This window comes from Chryseobacterium sp. BIGb0232, assembly GCF_024810195.1.
Lineage (GTDB): Bacteria > Bacteroidota > Bacteroidia > Flavobacteriales > Weeksellaceae > Chryseobacterium > Chryseobacterium pennae.
This window is the reverse complement of the sequence record NZ_JANUEH010000014.1, coordinates 13,640-36,625: the sequence shown is the minus strand read 5'-3', so window position 1 is coordinate 36,625 and position 22,986 is coordinate 13,640. Positions and strand designations below refer to the sequence as shown.

Here is a 22,986-nt window from a genome sequence, read left to right as displayed (position 1 = left end):
TTTGAGTGCTTTTAACGTTTCATCGGATAAAAGCACCTCTTCGTCGATATAGACTTGTATGCTTACTGCTCACTTTCTATTTTTGAACCATAAATTAAAATCATGAAAAGAATAAGTGTTATTTGTGGATTTTTGATGAGCATGTGTTTATCAGCGCAAAAGATAGAGGTACTTAATTTTGCCACCTTTCATATGGGAAAAACGCCAGATGCTGTAAAAGTAAGTTTTGATCCGCAAAGTGAGAAAAGCCAGAAAGAGGTTTTTGAGATTGCAAAATTGCTTGCTGAATTTAAACCAACAGTTATCTGTGTTGAGCTGGTTCCTGCTGAGAATGAGAAAATCCAGAATGACTACCACAGTTTTTTAAAGAATAAAAACCATAAAGTAGCCTATGAAGGCGAAGTTTCATTATTGGCATATCAGATTGGAAAACTTGCTAATGTGAAAAAAATATATGGAATTGATGAGCAGGAAACAGGGCAGTACAATTATAGAATTGGAGATCAGTTGAAAAATCAGGTAGATAATATCACCTATAAAGGTTTTATAACTACTTTTATTGAAGGATTCAAAAAACAGGAAAATCTTTCTTTGAAAGAAAAACTTATCGACTATAATAAAGAATCTACTTTACAGGATCTGATTATTGCTAATGCTGATATTTTGACTTACGTAAGCACTGCCGGTCATTTTGAAGGAGCAGATGAAGCAGCTAAATATTACAGAAGAAATCTGAGAATGTATTCTAACCTTAATCAAATTCCACTTTCGGAAAATGACAGAGTCCTTATTATTTCTGGGGCAACCCATGCTGCATTTTTCAGTGAGTTTTTAAAACGAAGTCCTAAATACCAGTCTGTAAATGTTTTTGATTACCTGAAGTAGAGAGAAAGACTTAAGTAAATGTTGATCCTTACAATTAATATTTCCAAAGTTCAAATATTTCAGAAAATATTATGTTAAACATATGTTTGAAAAAAGCATAAAGAATAATTAAAACTCAGTTAACAGCCTTCTTCGGCAGATACCGTTGCTTTGCAGAAAAAAGGAATGATGGAAAATAACAATCTGCTTAACAGAAGAAGGTTTCTTAAGAATTCTCTCTTAGCAGCCGGAGGACTCTTTATTGCTCCTCTGATTATAAGTTGCAGTGATGAAGATTTTACTGAAGGTGGAATAGCTCCTGATGATCTGAAAAACTCAGGTTTTGATACCGGAGTGGCCAGCTTTGATCCTACAGCTACCGGAATTATTATATGGACAAGATATTCTGCAGGAGCAGATGCAGAAATAACCTGGGAAATAAGCAAAAACAGCAATTTCTCTGAGATTTTAAGAAGAGGAAATGCTAATGCCTCAGCAATCAATGACTTTACTGTGGCGGTGGATGTACAGAGTATACCGTCAAATACCAAATATTACTACAGATTCTATAACCTTAAAACGAAAGAATCCAGTGTAACAGGAGAAACTATTACATTACCATCTAAAACAGACTCGGTAAATGACGTGAAAATGGCGGTGGTATCATGTTCCAACTTTCCTGCAGGACTTTTCAATGTATATGGAGCCGTTGCCAAATCCGAAGCAGATGTAGTGGTACATCTTGGAGATTATATCTATGAATATGCACCGGGACAATACGGAACCAATCCGTACACAAACCAACTTGGAAGAGCTCATAAGCCAGCTAAAGAAATCCTGAATCTGAATGATTACAGAGAAAGATACAGACAATACAGAGGTGATAAGAACCTTCAGCTGGCTCATCAGAAAAAACCTTTTATCTGTGTATGGGATGATCATGAATTTGCCAATGATACCTATAAATCAGGTGCAGAAAACCATCAGCCTGACGAAGGTGATTTTGAAGCAAGAAAAAAAGCTGCTTTCCAGGCATACAGTGAATATATTCCTCTTAAAACAGGGAAAGATCTTAGAATTTACAGAAGTTTCAACTTCGGAAATATTGTTTCCCTGTATATGATGGATACCAGAGTAATTGCAAGAGATAAGCAATTAGAATATTCAGATTATCTGGACAATGCCGGGAATTTCGATCAGCTGAAGTTTAAAACAGATTTTTTAGATCCCAACAGAAAACTGATCGGAAGCGAGCAGATGGCATGGCTAGGTTCTCAGATCAACGCTGATTCTGCAAAATGGAAGGTATTGGGACAGCAGATCCTGATGACCAAAATGATGGTTCCTGCAGAACTATTAATGTTACTCAATCAGATTTTAGCGGAAATAAAAAAACTCGGAAGTGCACAACCGGCTACCATGCAGGCTTTACAGACTACAATTGGGCAGCTGATTGTTATTAAAGAAAGATACAAACAACAGGATCCTACACTTACCCCACAGGAAATAGCAAGAGTTACCACCACTTTACCTTATAATCTGGATGCGTGGGACGGATATTTTATGGAAAGAGAACAGCTATATTCTATACTTACCAATAAAAATGTTGTGGTATTGGCAGGTGATACCCACAATGCATGGCTGGGGAAATTGACCAATGCACAAGGTAAGATTATTGGAACTGAGTTAGCCTGTAGCTCTGTTTCGTCACCAGGGCTTGAAGGTTATCTTGGAATTACATCAGATCCCACTCAAGCAATTGCTTTGGCCCAGGCATTTTCATCATTAATTGACGATCTGGAATATGCTAACCTTTACAAAAGAGGCTACCTTCATGTAAAATTTACTGCCGGAAATTCTGATGCGGAATGGAGGTTTGTAGATAATGTGGTTTCCGATATTTATACTGTGACTACAGAAAAAAAATACACAATCTCATAGTTTTAAAGAACATATCTTATTTTCAATTTTGTACATAGCTCCAGGGAATACTGGGGCTTTTTTTGTTCTTATTTTTTCCGTATATTGAACAGATGCAAGAGGATTTTAGAAAAGAGTTTTTACCATTAGTTTCAAAACCTAACTGGATAATCACCTGGCTGATTAATATTTTTGGTGGAGCATTGTTACTGGTTATGTTTATAGTGCTTGCTGTATTTCCACTTTTGGTTTCCGGGAGTATACGGATATTGGTTGTGGTAGGCGTATTATATTATCCTGTTTGGGCTATAGCTATGTATCATTTTTTCCGTCATATCAGGAAAAATATGGCTATAGCCATAAAAAAGATAAGAGTAGATGATACAGGTATTCATTTCTATAAAAGGGATGGAAGTATAGATGATGTGCTTTACAGTCAGTTGGGACCATCTTATCTTTCAGATGATTATGAGGTGTATATATCAAAAGAACACAAAACATGGATGCTCGCTGTAGGAATAGATCGTAATGAAACTAAAGTGGTTTTTGATGGAACACACCTTGGAAGTATATATTACATCAAAAATGCAAGAGCTTTACGGGCAAGGTTTATAGAAGGAATTGTTCGTTTCAGACCAGATTTGAAAATAGACCCGTTTGTATTTAAGGAATTCAGTATTCATCCCGAAAAGTTTACGTTCGACGGGAAAAGATATATGAAACATGTTTTAGAAGGTGCAATAATAATAGGCATTATATTACTGATAAGTTTTGGAATAATGTTTCTGGTTGTAAAATTATAGAGCATAAACCGTAAAATGTATCTGTTTTTCCTGAATATGTATCATAAGGACGCCACTCAAAAGATGTAATTTTACCCATTGTTGAAAGCCTGTACTATGAGCATCAAAATATTAAATATCCCCGAATTCTGCTGTTACCTGAATGTTGGCCCTCTGAAAAGTGATGATCTTCACATCGTAGATTTTGAGACAGAGAATGATATCAAGTTAAAATCCGAACCGGTAACCATTGATTTTTATCTTTTGGCCATCAAGCCCCCCATGGAAGTAAAATTTACTTCTTACCAGCTGCTGGAAGATCAGTCTGATTCATCCTATATGTACGTAGATTGTCCACAAAATACGCTGGAATGGGAGATTACAGCGCCATTTTCAGGATTATGCATTATGGTGGGCGCCAAATACCTTGAAAAATATGCCAAGGACTACAGCTTTGTACATTATAACAATCACGAAGCTCTTTTCCTCACCAAGGAAGAAGAGAATATTGTTTGGGATCTGTTCAGAAAAGCCAATCATGAATTTCAGAAAGAATACTATTCAAGAACAGTGATCATTTCTTATGTCAACCTCATTCTTACCTATGTTAAAGACTTTTATGATCGCCAGTTCGATACCAGAAGTGAAATTTACCACAGGGTTATTGATGAGTTTTATAAAAATCTGGACTATTACTTCAGAGAAAATGAAAATCTTGCAGGACTGCCATCTGTAGCTTATTTTGCTCAGAAAAGTAACCTTTCACCTAATTATTTCGGTGACCTCATCAAACATTTTACAGGCAAATCACCGCTGGATCATATTCACGACTATGTTATAAAACAGGCCAAAGATAAACTCAAAAATACCAGTCTTTCCATAAGTGAAATATCTTACAGTCTCGGTTTCGATTATCCCAACTATTTTGCCAGGTTCTTCCGGAAAAAAACAGGACTTTCCCCAAAGGTCTTCAGAAATCAATAAATAATTATACATACCATTATAAAAGGCAGCTCAATGAGTTGTCTTTTTATTTTCAGGAGCTTTTTCCGGCTATCCACTTATACTCCTCACGCCAATACACGCCAAGGCTAAGTCCTTCTGTTTTCCAGCCTATGCTGCGGGGTAACCGTTACTATCCGGGCTAATTTATGAGTAATGAATGATAGTAATGTTAAACCTAAACTGAAGCCTTGCCTCCAATACTATCCACAAGCATCTGTGTAAATCTGAGCAATCTGTGGGAAACAAAATTCTAAAATCTAATAAGGATTATGACTAACCACAAAAGTTACAAAAGACTTAAATACTTAAGAGATTTAAAGTTACAGGCTTTCTGCATAAGAAGTACACATAAGTTTTTTGAAAATTTCTGATTTGCTTATCGGCAATCATCTGCAAAATCTGTACGATCTGCGAGAAACCTTAAACACTGAACGAGTAACATCAATAGAGGTGGGCTCTAGCCGCCTAAAAATACAAAAAAGTAAAATGTATCTGTTTTCAGGTAATGAGTCTCCGTTTACAGCATATATCTCTTCCTACCTTTGATCTGTTAAAAAGAAAGAAAATAGACCGGAGAAAAGCAATCAAAAATACAAAAGAGCTTTCCACTTCGTTCTGCAAGATTTCATTCGAATAAATAATAACAAATAAAATACAAAATCATGTCACAGGAAAAAATCAGTATTAAAAACACAAACGCTCAGGAAATTACTTTATCAGCAATCATCAATTTCCCAGAAGGGTTTGATCAAAACAAAAAATATCCGGCAGTAGTTGTATCTCATCCGGGAGGCGGAGTAAAAGAACAGGCGGCAGGTCTATATGCAGGAAAATTGGCAAACCACGGATTTATTACCATTGCCTATGATGCCTCTTATCAGGGAGAAAGTACAGGAGAACCGCGCCAATTGGAAAATCCTTACATCAGAACAGAAGATGTAAGTGCAGTAATTGATTACCTTACGACCTTATCTTATGTAGATACTGATAAGATCGGTGCTATGGGAATTTGTGCGGGAGCAGGATATACAGCTAATGCGGCCATCAACGATCATAGAATTCAAGCAGTGGGAATGGTAAGTGCTGTAAACATTGGATCTATGTTCAGGAATGGTTGGGAAAACAATGTGAAAGATGCCGATGCATTACCTTATTTAGTAGCAGGTTCCAATTCCAGAACAGCAGATGCAGGGAGTACAGAAATTCAGACCATTCCGTTAGCCCCAATGAGGGAAGAAGATGCACCTAATGAAGAATTGAGAGAAGCCTGGGAATATTACCATACAGACCGTTGTCAATACCCTACAGCACCAGGTTTTGCTACAGCCCGAAGCCTTTCACAGATCATTTCTTATGATGCTTATAATAAAGCAGAAGCCTTCTTTACGCAGCCACTGTTAGCCATAGTGGGAAGTATAGCAGGAAGTGCATGGATGAGTGATGATCTTATAGCGCGTGCAGCCTCTGTAGATAAGAGAAAATATATTATTGAAGGAGCAAACCACATGTCTTTATATGACAGGGAAAACTATGTTAATGAAGCCATAGACCAGTTAGTTCCGTTCTTTCAGGAAAAATTAGCTTAACAGAACCCAGTAAATGCTGTTGTATTTTGGATATGGCAGCATTTATTTAATATTAAAACCAATTAAAATGTCAACAAAAGTATTAGTGTTAGGAGCCCGAGGTGCCATTGCACAACATGTCACAGAATTTCTTAAAGAAAATAAAAATATTGAACTTACCTTGTTTGCAAGGAATACAGAACATTTAAATCAATATCAGTCCTCTGCAAATATTGTAAAAGGAGATGTGCTCAATCCCAACGATCTCAACAATGCCATAAAAGATCAGGATGTTGTATATGCAAACCTTTCAGGACCGATGGATAAATTAGCAGGAGAAATCGTAAAAGCTATGGATAAGAATGGAGTTAAAAGGCTCATTTTTGTTACCTCATTAGGCATTTACCACGAGATTCCCGGAAAATTCGGAGCGTGGAATGAAAGAATGATCGGAAAAGACCTCATTCCTTACATACAGGCCGCTGATATTATAGAAAGATCTTCTCTTAACTATACCATAGTTCGTCCATCATGGCTTACTGATAAAGATGAGGTGGAATATGAAACTACCCAAAAAGGAGAATCTTTTCTAGGAACAGAAGTTTCAAGAAAAGCGGTTGCTGCATATATCGCGAATATCATTGAACACCCTGAAAAAGATAATAAAGCAAGTGTTGGAGTCAATAAGCCTGGAATATATGGTGATAAACCAGTATTTTATTAAATAAAAAGAAGCAAATTTCAGATAAAAACAAACCATATTTCTCAAAAAAATATATACATTAGAGGTACACAATTAATTGAAGAACAAATGGTAGAAAATTTTATTTATTATCTCGGGTTGGTTTTGGTGATCATTGGAGCCATTATGCTGGCGAATCGTTTAAGAGTAGCATATCCCATTATATTGGTTATTGCAGGACTGCTTATCAGTTTTATCCCCGGATTACCACCCATTAAAATTGATCCTGAACTTATATTTATCATTTTTTTACCGCCATTATTATACGAAGCAGCCTTTGCTGTTTCATGGAAGGAAATCTGGAAAATGAGGCGGATCATCACCAGTTTTGCCTTTATTGTAGTATTCCTTACAGCCATATCAGTAGCTTTTGTGGCTAATTCTTATATTCCCGGGTTTTCATTAGCATTAGGTTTTGTACTGGGAGGGATAGTTTCTCCACCGGATGCGGTGAGCGCAGGAGCTATTTTAAAATTTGTAAAAGTACCTAAAAATCTGTCTACCGTTTTAGAAGGTGAAAGTCTCTTCAATGATGCTTCCTCTCTTATCATTTTCAGATTTGCAATGGTAGCTGTAGCAACCGGACAGTTTATCTGGCAGGATGCCGTGGTGAGCTTTGGATGGATGGTATTTGGCGGACTGGGAATAGGTCTTGTATTGGCCTATATCTTTCTCAAAATTGAAAAAATATTTCCCACCGATGTCAATATGGATGCCATTCTCAGTTTAGTGGCTCCTTATGTAATGTATATTGCTGCTGAAGAAGTACATTCATCCGGAGTATTGGCTGTGGTGAGTGGAGGATTGTTTCTGTCCATCAGAAGACATGAAATTTTCCGGACCTCAGAATCAAGGCTGAAAGGTTCCAATGTATGGGAAAGTTTTGTTTTCCTGATTAATGGAATTGTATTTCTATTAATTGGCTTAGATCTTCCGGAAATTATGGTAGGGCTTGAGAAAGAGGGAATAAGCCTTTTCAACGCAGTTGGTTACGGATTATTGATCACAGCAGTACTGATTGTTGTACGCTTTTTATCCTCTTTTGGAGCTGTATTCGTTACCCTGATTATGCGAAACTTCATTAATGTAGCAGATAGAGATCCTGGGATGAAAGCTCCTATACTGATGAGCTGGACAGGAATGCGTGGAGTAGTTTCACTGGCAGCAGCTCTATCTATTCCTGTAGTAATGGAAAACGGTCAGCCTTTTCCACATCGCGACCTGATTCTTTTCATTACCTTTATTGTAATTCTGGCAACCCTGATTATCCAGGGGCTTACGTTACCTTCAATGATCAAAAAACTTAATCTGTCCGATACCGGAAGTGGGTATCTTTCTGAAGAAGAATCCGAACATTATTTAAGAAAAGAAATGCGAGGAGTAGCTTTCAGGTTTCTTGATGAAAACTATAAGGAACGAAGAAATGAAAACGAATATTTTAATAAACTAATGGACCGTTGGGAGCAGGAAGATAAAGAAGATTCTATCCATAAACTATCAGAAGACGCCAAAGAAATTTATTTCGAAACCCTTGAGCAGCAACGCATCTGGCTTCGGGAAGAAAACAGACGCAATCCTAATATTGACGAAGAATATATAAGACATTATTTAACGAGGCTGGATCTTGAAGAAGAAAGGCTCAGAATGTAAAAAAATAAGGAAATGAATTTAGTAAAACAGCTCGGGCAGTTTCCTGATGAAAAAAGAAAGGAATACTTCAGCACCTTACCCAATTATGCCAATGGGAGATTTCATAATATACTCATCACTCCGCCTTTATTGGAAGGCGAAAGTATGACCAAAGCTCTTCTTAACAGCTTGTGTAAAGTGGAAAACACCTCCCCCAAATCGGCTCTTCCATTTGTCATAACAGACCTGAAAACCCTTGACCCGGAAGAAAATGTTCTGGTATGGTTCGGGCATAGCTCATACTTTATACAGGTGGATGGTAAAAAATTCCTGATAGATCCTGTTTTCAGCGGAAACGCTTCACCTATGCCAGGATCTATTAAAGCATTTCCGGGAGCAGATTATTACAAACCGGAACATATGCCGTATATAGACTTTCTTTTGATTTCCCACGATCATTGGGATCACTTGGACTACAAAACCGTAGAAGAATTAAAAGATAAAGTGGAAACCGTAATTTGTGGATTAGGAACAGGACAGCATTTTGAATACTGGGGCTGGGAACCGAAATATATCATTGAAAAAAACTGGTGGGAGAGTGTAGATATTGCAGATGGTTTCAGAATTACCCTGACTCCCGCAAGACATTTTTCCGGAAGGTTACTGAACCGGAATATTTCCCTCTGGACCTCTTTTGTCCTGAAAACACCTGCCAAAAACCTGTTTTTAGGCGGTGACAGCGGCTATGGAAATCATTTTACGGAAATTGGAGAAAAGTACGGCCCGTTTGATCTCGCTGTCATGGAGTGTGGGCAATACAACGAAAAATGGCCCTACATTCATACATTACCGGATCAATTGATTGGTGAAATTAAAGAGCTAAAAGCGAAAAATTTTATTCCTGTTCATCATTCAAAATTCAAACTTGCCCAGCATCCATGGTTTGAACCGGTGGAATTAGCTGCTAAAAATGCAGAAGATAATAATCAGCCTATTACTTTACCTTTGATAGGTGAAAAAGTAGATCTGGATCAGTTAGGAAATGTAACCTGGAAAAAATGGTGGGAAGAATATTGGTAAGAATAGCATGTATAAATAGCTTAGAACTCAGTGGACAGTTTCTGTTCATTCTATTCAGAATAAAAATAAGTAATTCACTTAACCAATAAAATTAAAACCTGCCCATTACTGAGCAGGTTTTTCTTATTATCAAAAAAAATAATCATTACTGAGGTTCTTTGTGAGAATCCTTAGTATGAATGATGTCGTAAAATACGGTTGGGTTAGTTGCATCAGGAGTAATTCTGTAAGTAAACGTAGTTTCGTTCAGTACAAGAATATCTACAGTACGGGTAAAAAGTACATTTCCGTTAGCATCTAAAGCAACAAGAGTTCTTGTTTTTCCATCAGGAGAAATAGTCCATGTTCCTTGGGATCGTAGAACATCATTTAATCCAAAGATTTTAAAAGTTCCGTTAGCTTTGAAGTAAGAATATCCAACATAACCTGCTACACTGGCATTATCCAAAGCTACAGCAGCTCCGGCATTATCTTTTGCACCTGTAGTTTTCCATGGAGTAGAAGCTAAGGTAAGCTGTCCGTTTTTGGGTTCCGCATGAGGAGTTCTCATATGGATAATGTCATAATAAACTGATGGATCAGCAGCGTTAGGACGGATTCTGTAAGTGAATTCATTTTTGTTTAAAACAAGAATATCAACATCTCGGGTAAAAATTGCAGTTCCATCCGGATTTAAAGCAGCAATAGTTCTCGTTTTTCCCTGAGCATCTACAGACCATGTTCCTCGTGATCTCAATACATCATTTAAATTGTAAATGGCAAAATTTCCGTCTGCTTTGAAGTAGGCAAATCCTACATAACCTGCTACGCTGGCATCGGTTAAAGCTACGTTAGCTCCATTTTTATCCTTTGCTCCGGTAGTTTCCCATGGAGTAGAAGCCAGAACCTGTGAAGGGGTCTGTTGTTCAATAATAATTTCATTATCATCGCTTGAACACGAAATGAAAGAGGCTGATAAAAGTATCGCCGCAGATAGATAACAAAGTTTTTTCAGTGTATTCATAAGAGTATTTTTAAGTATTTGCAAACTTATTCCTAATAAACATCAAAAGTGTTGTATGAAATATCTCTTTTTTTGTAAAAAATATAACCGATGGTAGATTGAGCTGAAGATAACAGTATTACCAACCTGTTATCAAAAGGTTTCTTGCTGCTTTTACACTGCATTTCTGATATTTTGAATAGGCTAGTGCCGCCCTGCTTCTGATCTGTTCACCCGATTCATTATTGAGGTACCCTGTTAAAGCATCATGCAGGATATAGGCTTCAGGAGCCATCAGATGGCTGGTCCACACCAAAGGATTAGCTTTGGTTTCCTGTAACAGTGGTGAGAAAAATCTTTTGCTGTAACAGGCTAAAATGATACAGTCCCTGGTCTGTTTATCTGTATTTTTAAAAGACTCTGATAACTGGAAGTCCATTAATCCGTCATGGCCTATGTAAGAAACAAGTTTAGCATTTCCGTAAAGCCCGATTTTAGTATTATTAATGGAAAGTATATCCTTCATCTGTCCCGAACTGCTGTAGAGAAAGTCCTTTGTACAGTTTTTGATATACTGTCCATCATAGGCATCAGCAACCAGATAATGATTTTTCTTTGAAGTATGCTGAAAAATAAGCCTTTCCATTCTTATAGAATCCTTTTTTTCGGTCTTTAAAAGCTTCCATTCCTTACTCTTTTTGAAGTAAGTTCGGACGCCATAGCCTGCCCCCCAATACAAGTTCTGGTCAGGATCCTGACCATTTCCTATTTTCTCAGGAACCGGAACAATTCCCTGATATTTATTGTCACATAAAGCAACCAGAACATGGATCGTTTTAGTATTCTTGTCAAAAGTATCAACATTCTTCAGGGGTTCCTGAGCTTTAGTAAAACCAGCGAGGTTGGTTATCTTTTCTTTTACTTTATTTTCACAGCTTTGAAAACACAAGCAGAAAAAAAAGAATAATAAAACAAAGAAAAAGGATCTGGGTATTTTCATGATTTTGTGTATTTTCCTTAAAAGTACAATAAACTGCTGGCACGAAACAATGATTTCCCGAATTTTAAAGGTAAAGTATTAAGAAATCTATTAATTTTAAATCTTATTTCTCTCAGATGATTGTGCAAAATCTGCGAGAATTTTATCTCTAAAAACTCTATTTTTGAGTATGAATAACAGAAACCGAGGGAAAAATACAGGTGATGACACCCTGTTTGGTTCAGAAAAACAGATCAACAAGCTGAGACTGGCAGTTCAGGATATGCAGTACCTGCTGACAAGAGGTTATGCAGAAAAAGCTGGATCTGATCTTGTCGGAAACAGGTATAGACTAAAGACGAGACAGATACAGGCATTGCGCGGAGCTTCAGCATCTGACGGGCAGATTCAGAACAGGAAAGAAAAGCAGTTGGAAATTTCAGATCTGAAAGATAAAACAGTTTATCTTGACGGTTTCAATGTATTGATCTTATTAGAAAGCCTGCTATCCGAAGCGTATATTTTTGAAGGCATCGATGGCTGTTTCCGGGATCTTTCCGGGGTTCATGGAACTTATAAACGGGTGAATCAAACGCAGAGGGCAGTAGAGCTTGTTGCTGTTTTTTTTCAAAAGGCTCAGATTCAGAAATTAGTTTGGATTTTCGACCAACCGGTTTCCAACAGTGGAAGAATTAAACAAATAGTCCTTGATTTTGCCGTTGAAAATCAGTTCAACTGGGAAGGTGAATTACAATATAATCCGGATAAATTTCTGGCTGAAAGTTCCGGGATTATTATTTCCTCGGATGCCTGGATTCTGGATCACTGTAAAGAATGGTTTAATCTTATTGATTATCTTATCAAAGAAGAAAACCTGTCTGCTAATCTGATACAATGTTATGATGAATAAGTTTGAAAAATACACTCCTTTACTTTCAAAAGACTGGAAGGAAAAATATCAGGCTGTTTTAGCGGAAGAACATTTACAGGATTTAAATAAAAATATTCAAAGGTTCCAGGAGAATACACTGGATTGGGATCTCCCTTATTTTAATGAAGAAATAAACATTGACCGGGAAAAAATCTTTAATCAGTTTGTTCATGTTTTGATCAGTAACGATACTGATGAGGGGAAAGCAAAGCATTTGGAAGAAATATCTTTTGAAGATTGGCTGATTGTTTTAGGACAAAGGTTGACCTCAGCCAGCATCCGTGACGAAAGGACTGTTCCTCCACTGACTTCTGTGTTGATTGAAGCTTGCCAGAAACCTTTTAATGAAGAAATTACCATCGCACAGCGCGCTTGGGAAAAGCATACCGGACGAATGGATGATGATTTTTGGGGTGAAGTGAAAGGAAATAACCAGCAGAAGCAGGAAAAAGTAATGCAGAAAATTCATTATATCCTTGAAAATAAAACCTGGTGGAATGTCTTCTTTCATTATAAGCACGAACTTGTCTTTGAAGTAAGAGAAAAAGAAGGACATGGAATCCGCTGGAGTCACGGCGGTACAAAGCTGATTGGATTTCTTGAAAAATTTATCAATGAATAAAGTCTGGAAGCTGGAAGAAGGAGGCTGGAAGTTACTCTTTGCCGTGAAATTTCTAACCATCTTTTTATAGATCTTAAGGATATGAAAAAGAAATAGTGTTGCTTTTGAAACTTTCATAGCTCCCATCTTCTAATCTATTCAAACAATATTTTTCTACTGCGCAAAAAGATTGCGTTTCTGATGAGTAATTTTGCAGACAAAGAAAACTGAGGAAGATAAATTCGTATCCAATTATTTTTAAAACTAAAAACATGGAATCATTACAATCCATATTAAATACAATAATCAAAGAAAAACAAGGTTATATTACATTTCTTACCGGAGCTGGAATTTCTGCGGAAAGTGGACTTCCTACTTACCGCTCAATAGACGGGACTTGGATCAAAGGAACGAAATATCACCGTCCGGAAGAATTCGGAACGTTGAAATATTTTAAACAAGAGCCTGAAGAAGTGTGGCAATATAATCTGTTTTGGAAAAAACTGATCCAAGAGGCCAAACCCAATACGGGACACTTTGCTCTTACTGAAATTGAAGAACTTTTAGGAGATAGATTTAGATTGATTACTCAGAATATCGATGGACTTCATCAGAGAGCAGGAGTAAAGAAAGTATATGAAATTCATGGAAATAAACAAAAAGTACGCTGTTCAAAAGAATGTAACGGACCTATTGATTTTCCAGCACAAGTGAAACAGAAAGAATATGTAGAAGATCTTACTCAGGAAGATATTGATGGATTGAAATGTACAGAATGTGGCAGTTGGCTGCGACCCCACACTTTATGGTTTGATGAATGTTACAATGAGAAATATTACTATTTTGATACCGCATATGACATTGCAGATCATACTGATATATTATTTGTGATTGGTACTTCCGGTTCTACGTCTTTACCTGTAAACATTGTAGAAACTGTAAAAATACGGGCCAAACATATTGTTATCATCAATCCTGAAAACGATACTTATTTTCATGCTGTTCTCAAAGGATATAAAACATTAAATTCAATGCAGGAGAGCAGTTCTTCAGCGCTTCCAAAACTGAGCTCGCTGTTTAAAGAGATTATTCATTCCTAATATAAGTTGAAAATGATTTAATTTTCCATCTGCAAATTATAATATTCTATGAAATATATTTTACTTTCAATAGTCACATTGGCATTGTTCTCCTGCAAAGGAAAAGAAAACGGAAAACCTGTTGGGAAGAAAGATTCATTAGCGACCATAAAACCTGTTCCTGTTTCAGAATCACAAAAAAACTTTGACATTCTGAAAGTATTACTGGATGAAGAAGTGGGTGATGAAAAACCTGAAGAAATAGATTATAAAAATTATACTGTTTCCTTCCGCAATGATGACGATCCATATACAGTGACCTTTCATAAAATAGCTTCCGATGATTTTAATAATGATGGAATTACAGACTATATCATAGAAAGAAATTCCGAAGGAATGCTGGGTGGAAATGCCAACACCAATTCCGAGATTTTATATATCATTATGGGGAAAGACCATAAGATCAGTGAAAGACATGAAATACAGGAATCAGCTCCCTTTTCATACAATATTCTGGATGGAATCTCCTATGAAGGCGGAAAACTGAAAGCAACAGCACAGCAGAACTACCGTTCCTACAATAAACCGACAGACAGCCTTGAATCTACAGATCTTTCTTTTGTTTACAAAGACGGAAATGTTTTCGAAGAATCTTATCTCACCAGCTGTACGTTGGCTAAATGGAAAGATAAAAAAATCTTTAATCCAGATTCGGAACACCACAGAAGTATCGACAGGCATAATTATACGGAAACAATAGAGGAAAAATATGCTTCTGATGGTTTTAAAGCTTCAGCAGAACTGTCCGGATGTGATAATCTGGAGATTATTTTTGATGGTACCTATAAAATAGCAGACACAAGTTCAAAATCCATTGGCGAAAAAGCCAATCAGTTCCTGAATTTTTTAGCTAAAAATACAAGTCCCATTCTTCAGAAAGACCTTTCCGTTATTCAGAACTATTATCTGAATCATAAGATGTCTGAAGATAACATCAACGTAGGAAACCTGTCCTTTAATATCTTCAGCAATAAAAATAAAGGCGAACTCAATTTCAGACTGGTCATGACAAAAGAATCTAATCCTAACCAAAACGAAAACTGGGAAATTGTAACCCGGACAAAATAATAACTAGTTTCAAATAAGAGGCTGGAAGATGGAAGAGTGAAGCTGAAAGTTGTTTGTAATCATATGATTACTGAGATCCACGGTAAAAGAAATATTAATAGCAATAAAAAAAATAATAGCCATTTTTTATGACCTTCATAACCTCCATCTTACAACTCCTATCTTCCAGCCTAATAATAACACAAAAATTTTAAAACAAATGAATACATACATTGATATTGGTATCAATTTAACCAATAAACAGTTCTACAATGAACACGAAGAAATCATTAACCGTGCTTTAGATAATGGAGTAGACTATATGATCCTCACTGGAACAAGCATCCGTGGAAGTAAAGAATCAGCGGAAATAGCAGAAGATTATCCTGATGTCTTATTTTCAACAGCGGGAATTCATCCGCATGATGCAAAATCTTTTAATCATGAAAGTATTAACGAGCTTAGAAAGCTGTTGAAGCAGGAGCATGTCATTTCAGTAGGTGAGTGCGGATTGGATTTCGATCGTGATTTCTCACCAAGACCTGTTCAGGAGAAATGCTATAAGGCTCAGCTGGAACTGGCAATAGAAGTTGATAAACCTCTTTTCCTTCATGAAAGATCTGCTTTTAAAAGGTTTAATGAAATAACGGATGATTATCTTTCGAAGTTACCGAAAGCCGTCGTACACTGCTTTACAGGAACCCTGGATGAAGCAAAAACATATCTGGACAAGGGATTTTATCTCGGATTTACCGGAGCCATCAGCGATGAGAAAAGATTTAAACATTTAGAAGAAGTGATCCGATATGTTCCTCTGGACAGAATGATGATTGAAACAGATGCACCATTCATGCTTCCGAAGAATATGCCGAGAATGCAGAACAGACGAAATGAACCCTCCTTTCTCCCTTATGTGGCACAGACCATTGCCCAACTGAAGAAGATAAGCATTTCTGAAGTTGCAGACGAAACCACAGAAACCGCCAGAAATTTTTTCAAACTATGAAAAAGAGCTCTACTGATACAGTAAAGCTCTTTTTTATATTGTTGAAAAGGCAGCCTTTTCTTATAAACTTTTGATTGCAGCCTCTAATGCCAATTCCATCATTGGTTTCAAAGCTGTTTCTCTTTCGTCAGCAGAAATTTTCTCATGAGTTGGGATAATGTCAGTTACTGTAAGAATAGTCGCTGCATTTTTACCTAAGTGCTGAGCATTTGCAAACAATCCGAAAGCTTCCATTTCTACCGCAGGACAGTTGTATCTTGTAGCAATCTCTGGAGTGTTAGGATCTTTTCTGTAGAAAATATCACTACTGTGGATATTGATTGCTTTAGCATCTAGAGATAGTTCTTTAGACGTTTCATTGATCGTATTGAAGATATTTCCCTGGTGGGGAAGGAGGTCTTCTTCAATTCCCCATGCAAATTTAGCATAGGTACTTTCGCTGGCAGCATTTTCAATATTTAAAATATCAAAAAGCTTAAGGTCTGTATTGTAAGCCCCACATGTTCCGATTCTGATGATCGTATCTACTTCATATTCTGTATATAACTCAAAAGAATAGATCCCGATACTAGGGAATCCCATTCCGCTGGCTCCTACAGTAAGCTCCTTACCTTTGTAAAGACCTGTATAATAAAAGATACCTCTGGTTTTGCTTACCAGTTTTGCATTTTCTAAATAATTTTCAGCAATATACTGTGCACGAAGCGGATCCCCCGGCTGCAATACTACTTTAGCAATTTCTCCTTTTTTAGCACTGATGTGAATACTCATAACTTTATTTTGAATGGCACAAATATAATAACTTTTATATTGACCTTACCATTGTGGAAAGTGAAATGATAAAGCTGGTTTATCAGAAAATAATGTATAATTTGTTGTAAATAAATACTTTGTTTACGGACTTTGAAGGTGAGATTTTGAAACTTTATTTCTTTAGGGTAAAAAAATAAAATCAGTAAATACAGAACAAAGATAGAATAACAGAGAGCGGACATGCCATAGTTCCGGCAGTTACTTTTGCAATTATTAATATTCTTAAAATTTTAAAAATGAAAATAGAACATGTTGCAGTCTGGGTAAAAGACCTTGAAAGATCCAGAGTATTTTATGAAAAATATTTTGGAGCCGTTTCCAATGGAAAATATAATAATCCTGTCAAAAATTTTCAATCCTACTTTCTAAGTTTTGATAACGGGAGCCGTCTCGAAATCATGACCAGGCCAGACCTCATAGAAAATAAAAATTCCTATGAATTTCAACAGTTTGGAATCATCCATCTTGCATTCTCTGCAGGAAGCAAAGAAAAAGTAAACGAGCTTACAGAGACTTTAAGAAAAGATGGGTATACGATCGCTAGTGAACCCAGGACAACAGGTGACGGATATTATGAAAGCGTCATCCTGGATCCGGAAAACAATATTATTGAAATAGTAGCCTAATCCGTCATTACAAGGAGCGCTGGCGACGAAGCTATCTCTTTTTATAAAATCTCTATTGTTATAAATGCAAGGGTACAAAGATTTTAAATAATATATTGCTTTTAAGATACAGGAAAATCCAAAATTTTCAGCAAGTAGACTGTTTTATGCAACGAATTCACGAATAAAATCATTCGTGAATTCGTGGCAATAAACTATACACTCACAAGTTTTATCACAGAAAAAATCCTGGTGCCTTAAAAACATATCAAAATGGAAAAACTCGCGCCCTTGCGTTTTCCAACATAACCCGGTTTTAAAAGTGAAATCTCTGCATTATCAGACATAAAAACGGCGTTTTTTCATCATCAGCATAATTTAATATCAATCCTTTCTTTAAAAATTTTATTCTCAACGAAATAATTATATTTTTGTTATATGATGGAAACCAAATCACCATTCTTAGACACTCTCTTTCTGCTAAGGAAGAATGAATGTATTACTCTTTTTTCGAACATCCGGAACATCTCCCCAAAAGAAGAGGCGGAGGCAGAGGTATATTTTGAAGCAGAGTTTGAAAAAGAAAGGCTTGAATTTCTGTCTGATCAACTTATCTGTAATACCTCAACAGCTGTCTGGGCCGCAAAAATACTCTATCATAGTGCACAACTGTATTTGATAAGGGAAAATACGGCTGACAATCTGGAAAATTTTATTCCAACATTTAAAGGGACAAAAGACATTTCCTCTATGCTGTCTGCCGATTTATCATTAAGGTTCCTACCTGATGTGATGATGGCCCTGAATTCAGTAGATCCGGAAGATACACTCCTTAAAATGCTTGAAGATATCCTTACAGAGTTCCATTATTCAGGAGTCGGGTATGAACTTGATCTGAAAGGGATGAACTGGGAAGAAGAACTGAAAGATAAAACCTACCGGAAATTATATCTGGAGAGAATTGTTGAAAAAAAAGATTACAGACTGGCGGAAATTCCGTTCATCAATAAATTGCTTATTTCAGAATTTGGAATGTACAAAGATGCATTCTGGAGAGAATTAAAAATAATAACTGAAGAAAATCAATGACGCAGAATATTAATAAACTTAATACGGTCCTGAACTACGTAAAAGATACTTTTGTAGGTAAAAATGACGTTGTAGACCTTCTGGGAATCTGTCTTTTGGCCAGAGAAAATGCCTTTTTATATGGTCCCCCGGGAACAGCGAAGTCAGCCATTGTAAGAACACTGGCAAAGACCGTAAAGGACGGAAAGAATTTTGAATATCTATTGACCCGTTTTACAGAACCCAATGAGATATTCGGTCCTTTTGATATCAGAAAATTAAAAGAAGGAGAACTTCTTACCAATACCGAAGGAATGATGCCTGAAGCTTCCATGGTTTTCCTGGATGAGATCTTCAATGCCAATTCCGCGATTTTGAATTCACTTTTGATGGCACTTAACGAAAAAGTATTCAAAAGAGGAAAAGAAACCAAACATTTACCCGCTTTGATGTTTGTAGGAGCAAGTAATGTTCTTCCGGAAGATGAAGCTCTGAATGCGTTATTCGATCGTTTTCTGGTAAGAATCAATGTAGATTATGTAAATCCTGAGCTTCTGCAACAGGTACTTTTAGCTGGAAGAAAGCTGGAAAATGAAGAAGAAACAGAAGTACCTGAAATTCATGCCAATGAGATCAGAGAATTGCAGAACCTGTGCAGAACGGTAGATTTAAAACCTATTTATGAAGTATATCTGAATACGATCATGAGTCTGCGAAACACAGGAATTGCTATTTCGGACCGTAGAGCTGTGAAACTTCAGAACCTCATTGCTGCAAGTGCATTAATTTGTGGAAGAAACGAAGCCGTTCGTTCAGACCTTTGGGTGTTAAAGCATATCTGGGATACAGAGGAGCAGATTGAAACACTGGAAGGGATCGTCAACCGAACTATTGAGAAAGACGATCATCCGGATTCTCATCCACAAGCTATGCATAACAAAACTCCCAATCCGGAAGAGGTGATGAAAGATGTGAAAATCCTTGTGGATAAATGGAATCAGGGTCAGCTAAGCTTTGAAGAGCAAAACGTGATCAAAGATAAACTGAGATACCTGCAGACCCGCTGCGACTGGATCAGAAACCCGGAACAAAAACAATATATTCAGCAGGAAATTGAAAGCTTATGGCAGAAAATTCTTCAGACCCTATAAAAGAATTTTGGGCAGAACTTCCCCGTGCCGATCAGGACTATCTGGGCTCTATCAGAGACTGGAAGAATGTTCAGATCGCAACGGAGGATGAAACCATATGGCTCAAAGATTTTACTGAAGAACAGGTAGTAGCCTCAGAGCTTCATCAGTTGCCTAACCTTTTGCTGTACGAACTCCGCGATGGCCTGCTATTTAAAAAAGAAGCATTGGTTCCCAGTAAAAAAATGAGAACAGCATTGCTTTGGATGTCTATTGATAAGGCATTACGGCTTACTTTTCCTGCATCCAATCAAAACTATTTCGGAATCAGTGAAAAAGTTCAGATCAGATTAAAGGAAAGTGATGAAGAACATTCCGTAATAGGTTTGTTGAGTGATATAGAGGATATAAAAGATAGTATTGCAGCATTGCCAAAATTCAGACTGGAAAAAATAGAATGGACTGTGATGGGAGAGAAAGCTCTTTTTTTAGGAATTCCATTATTAAGTCTTCCGGGAAAAACATATTGGGCTAAAGACAGGCATCTTTTGCCTTCCGGTTATGATTTTGAGTTTAAAAATCTGAGTACATTCTTACAGCAGAAATATAATAAAACGTCAGATGGATGGCTTTTATGGGATGAGAACGGAAATTATCTTGTAATAAAAAATACAGATTTCCGGTCATTATCTGTAAGCTCATTCCGTCTTACCGAAAAATCAAGAGAATGGAATTAAAGGCTTATTTCCAATCCTATGAAAATTACTTCTGGGAATGGAAAACCGATGAAGATGTTCCCGGAGATTCCGGATATAACGACAATAACCTCCTCTCCATACCGGGAGTAGGAGCTATTGCTTATAGACCTTATATCATGGAGATACTGAAAGAGCTTTGTGAGCAGGGATGGCCGCCGTTTGGTGCTTTACTGATGGTTTTATATGCAATGCAGGATGGTTATACAGATTTTGCAGGCCCTTTAAGATATACTACGGATTTTTACAGTAGTGGAAATTTTGAATTCAATGCAGAAAGAGAAATCGAATTTCTTGAAAAGATAAAAGCACTTCCGAAAGTTTATAAACAGAAGCAAAATAAGATTATCCTGTTGCAGACTTTGTTTAAAGATAGTCACAACAGAATATCTTCTTCACAGGCTAAAACGTATTTGAGGATTTATGCTAGAATGCCACAGGATCTGTCTGTAAGTGCAGAAAAACAACATGCAGGCCCTTCTGTCTTAAATAAAGATCTGGTGGCAATAGATCTCAACAAAAAATTTCCAACTGTACAATCCATCATTGATGCTATGAAAGGGCTCATTGAAGAACCGGAACTGGATGATGAGGTTGTAGAGGAAGAAGCTACTGCAGATACAGATAAAGACTTTATCAGAGAACTGATAGAAGAACCCAAAACATTCCAGGTAGGAAGCCTTATCAAAAGAATCTGGAGTGGACTGAAAATTCCGATGCGTCATCTTTCCCCTGGAGAACAACCTATCGGAGGAATTTCTGATATGACCAATAAAGGAGATTTTCATAGAATGCTTCTGTCAGAGTTTGCCAATGAAGACGATGTATTTATGAGCCGTGTAGCCAATAATGAAGCTTTATATATTCAAAGAGAAATTCCACCTGAAGAAAATATTTTTGAAAGAATTATTCTCATTGATACTTCCCTGAGAAACTGGGGAACTCCAAAAGTGCTGGCATTTGCATCAGCCATTGCCATCATTAAACATCCGAAAGCCCATTCAGAATGTACAGTGATGGCTTTGGGACAGGCAGCCATTCCTATTTCCTTGAATAAAGTGGAAATGGTGATTGAAAACCTTAATCAGGTAAGTCCGGTGCTGGAAGTTTCAGAAGCATTGGAAAAGTTTTTTAATGAAGAATATTCTCAAAAAGATATTGAAGTATTTTTCATCACTCATCAGGAGAATCTTGAAGATGAAAATATTCTGAGAGTAGTTCATCAGAACAGAGACAGGCTTAAGTTTTTGGTGACCACCACGTCAGATGGAGAAATTAATTTTTACAAACACCATAAAGGGACAAGGAAACATATCCAGAAAATAAAACTTCCCCTCCATGAACTGTGGGCCAATCCGCCACAGCAGAAAATGGCAGTAAATAATTCGAGCGGAAAGAAAACCGATCTTCCGTTGAATTATCCAATCCTTTTCCCAACACCTGTTAGTAAGATTGCACAGTTTTTATATGAAGGAGAGTTTTTTATCCTAAGTTCAAAAAAGCAATTACTGAAAACCTATCTTTCGGATAATTATTATGACAGGAACTCTTATGATTACTATAAGACTTACCATGGTTGCGAAGTGATGTTTGAAGACATTTCTATAAAGCCAACCGGACAGTTTGCACTGGCAAAAAATAAGCAGCACCACTTTATTATCTGTCAGTATCAGCCTGCTAAAAAATTAATATCCAAGCTTAATCTGAATACAGGAGAGTATTCCGATCAGAATATCACGGGACTGAATATCTCCGATGCTTATGAACTGATTTATTTTGATCAAAGCTTTTATCTTCATCAGGCAGCTAATCCTCAGCTATATAAGATAAATATAGAAGGAAATACTTCTGTAGAACCTTTGGATAACAAATACAGGGATATAGACAAAAATACAGCAAAAGTAGAAACTGAAGTAGCCAAACTGAACCGAAGCGGATTGAAAATTATCGGTAACTTTAATAAGATCGGGATTAACATGCATGATAACTTTGTTTTTTCAGGATGTGAAATAAGCAGTGTATATGAGAATACCCTGAACCTTTACAAAAACAGATACGAGATCAGGGTTTTTGCAGAACAGAATAAAAATAAATATACCTTCCCTGACGGAAGTGAGGTCATCACAGATTCCCGTGGGATGCTGACATTCAGAAGCAGTAATAAAGGAATAGAGGAGTTTTACATTCCGACTACAACCTATGGATTTCTTGCGCTGGCAACTCAGACAGAATTTGGCGGATCAGAATATTATCTTCCGGAACAGAACTTGTTGAAAGTGAAAACGATGGAAGAAATGTATTATCAGTATTTAAAGCCGTTTATAGACCAGGTTATAGCATAGA

21 protein-coding genes are annotated in these 22,986 nt (G+C 36.8%); 18 read left to right on the top strand and 3 right to left on the bottom strand.

The annotated features are described in order from the left end of the window. The first annotated feature begins 102 nt into the window (after positions 1-102). The 8 genes from M2372_RS22775 (at position 103) to M2372_RS22740 (ending at position 9,587) form a co-directional block, all read left to right on the top strand. Complete coding sequence (locus M2372_RS22775) at positions 103-885, top strand: DUF5694 domain-containing protein (RefSeq protein WP_123321475.1); 783 nt, start codon at positions 103-105, stop codon at positions 883-885. 165 nt (positions 886-1,050) lie between these two features. After that, positions 1,051-2,805, top strand: coding sequence for an alkaline phosphatase (locus M2372_RS22770; protein WP_123321476.1), 1,755 nt, complete (start codon positions 1,051-1,053; stop codon positions 2,803-2,805). A 92-nt stretch (positions 2,806-2,897) separates the two neighbouring features. Next, complete coding sequence (locus M2372_RS22765) at positions 2,898-3,587, top strand: hypothetical protein (RefSeq protein WP_123321477.1); 690 nt, start codon at positions 2,898-2,900, stop codon at positions 3,585-3,587. Positions 3,588-3,683: 96 nt separating this feature from the next. Continuing rightward, positions 3,684-4,550 carry an AraC family transcriptional regulator gene (locus M2372_RS22760; RefSeq protein WP_123321478.1) on the top strand — a complete coding sequence of 289 codons (867 nt, stop codon included), beginning with the start codon at positions 3,684-3,686 and terminating at the stop codon, positions 4,548-4,550. A 683-nt stretch (positions 4,551-5,233) separates the two neighbouring features. Further along, entirely contained in the window at positions 5,234-6,157 is a 924-nt protein-coding gene (locus tag M2372_RS22755; protein WP_123321479.1) for an alpha/beta hydrolase, read from the top strand. 67 nt (positions 6,158-6,224) lie between these two features. Continuing rightward, entirely contained in the window at positions 6,225-6,860 is a 636-nt protein-coding gene (locus M2372_RS22750) for an NAD(P)H-binding protein (protein WP_123321480.1), read from the top strand. A gap of 87 nt (positions 6,861-6,947) precedes the next feature. After that, positions 6,948-8,528, top strand: a complete 1,581-nt coding sequence (locus M2372_RS22745; RefSeq protein ID WP_123321481.1) for a Na+/H+ antiporter — start codon at positions 6,948-6,950, stop codon at positions 8,526-8,528. Between the two features lie 12 nt (positions 8,529-8,540). Beyond that, positions 8,541-9,587, top strand: coding sequence for an MBL fold metallo-hydrolase (locus tag M2372_RS22740; RefSeq protein ID WP_123321482.1), 1,047 nt, complete (start codon positions 8,541-8,543; stop codon positions 9,585-9,587). A gap of 145 nt (positions 9,588-9,732) precedes the next feature. On the opposite strand, the gene M2372_RS22735 is transcribed toward M2372_RS22740, so the two are convergent. Further along, entirely contained in the window at positions 9,733-10,590 is an 858-nt protein-coding gene (locus tag M2372_RS22735) for a DUF4822 domain-containing protein (RefSeq protein ID WP_123321483.1), read from the bottom strand. 118 nt (positions 10,591-10,708) lie between these two features. Further along, positions 10,709-11,569 (bottom strand): hypothetical protein, encoded by an 861-nt coding sequence (locus M2372_RS22730; protein ID WP_228455799.1) that lies wholly within the window; start codon positions 11,567-11,569, stop codon positions 10,709-10,711. A gap of 169 nt (positions 11,570-11,738) precedes the next feature. On the opposite strand from M2372_RS22730, the gene M2372_RS22725 reads away from it, so the two are divergent. The 5 genes from M2372_RS22725 to M2372_RS22705 all read left to right on the top strand — a co-directional run bounded on the left by M2372_RS22725 (position 11,739) and on the right by M2372_RS22705 (position 16,272). Beyond that, on the top strand, positions 11,739-12,458 hold the full coding sequence (locus tag M2372_RS22725) for a DUF434 domain-containing protein (RefSeq protein WP_185018978.1): 720 nt from the start codon (positions 11,739-11,741) through the stop codon (positions 12,456-12,458). Beyond that, positions 12,448-13,101, top strand: coding sequence for a hypothetical protein (locus M2372_RS22720; protein ID WP_228455800.1), 654 nt, complete (start codon positions 12,448-12,450; stop codon positions 13,099-13,101). The genes M2372_RS22725 and M2372_RS22720 overlap by 11 nt, the downstream gene beginning before the upstream one ends. 251 nt (positions 13,102-13,352) lie before the next feature. After that, complete coding sequence (locus M2372_RS22715) at positions 13,353-14,180, top strand: Sir2 family NAD-dependent protein deacetylase (RefSeq protein WP_123321485.1); 828 nt, start codon at positions 13,353-13,355, stop codon at positions 14,178-14,180. 48 nt (positions 14,181-14,228) lie between these two features. Continuing rightward, positions 14,229-15,287 carry a hypothetical protein gene (locus M2372_RS22710; protein ID WP_123321486.1) on the top strand — a complete coding sequence of 353 codons (1,059 nt, stop codon included), beginning with the start codon at positions 14,229-14,231 and terminating at the stop codon, positions 15,285-15,287. A 199-nt stretch (positions 15,288-15,486) separates the two neighbouring features. Continuing rightward, complete coding sequence (locus M2372_RS22705; protein ID WP_123321487.1) at positions 15,487-16,272, top strand: TatD family hydrolase; 786 nt, start codon at positions 15,487-15,489, stop codon at positions 16,270-16,272. Between the two features lie 60 nt (positions 16,273-16,332). Here M2372_RS22705 and deoD read toward each other — a convergent pair whose 3' ends face one another. Continuing rightward, entirely contained in the window at positions 16,333-17,043 is a 711-nt protein-coding gene (gene deoD / locus M2372_RS22700) for a purine-nucleoside phosphorylase (RefSeq protein ID WP_123321488.1), read from the bottom strand. A gap of 278 nt (positions 17,044-17,321) precedes the next feature. Here deoD and M2372_RS22695 point away from each other — a divergent pair, with 278 nt between their 5' ends. From M2372_RS22695 to M2372_RS22675, 5 genes are all read left to right on the top strand, one after another. Beyond that, positions 17,322-17,711, top strand: a complete 390-nt coding sequence (locus tag M2372_RS22695; RefSeq protein WP_115971978.1) for a VOC family protein — start codon at positions 17,322-17,324, stop codon at positions 17,709-17,711. Positions 17,712-18,128: 417 nt separating this feature from the next. Continuing rightward, the gene (locus tag M2372_RS22690; protein WP_228438768.1) at positions 18,129-18,779 is read left to right on the top strand and encodes a hypothetical protein; all 651 of its coding nucleotides are present in this window, start codon (positions 18,129-18,131) and stop codon (positions 18,777-18,779) included. Then, entirely contained in the window at positions 18,776-19,909 is a 1,134-nt protein-coding gene (locus tag M2372_RS22685; protein WP_123321490.1) for an AAA family ATPase, read from the top strand. The genes M2372_RS22690 and M2372_RS22685 overlap by 4 nt, the downstream gene beginning before the upstream one ends. Next, positions 19,882-20,625: a hypothetical protein gene (locus M2372_RS22680; RefSeq protein WP_123321491.1), complete on the top strand. Its 744-nt coding sequence runs from the start codon at positions 19,882-19,884 to the stop codon at positions 20,623-20,625. Before M2372_RS22685 ends, M2372_RS22680 begins: the two co-directional genes overlap by 28 nt. Then, on the top strand, positions 20,616-22,985 hold the full coding sequence (locus M2372_RS22675) for a hypothetical protein (protein WP_123321492.1): 2,370 nt from the start codon (positions 20,616-20,618) through the stop codon (positions 22,983-22,985). Before M2372_RS22680 ends, M2372_RS22675 begins: the two co-directional genes overlap by 10 nt. The last annotated feature ends 1 nt before the right edge of the window (position 22,986 follow it).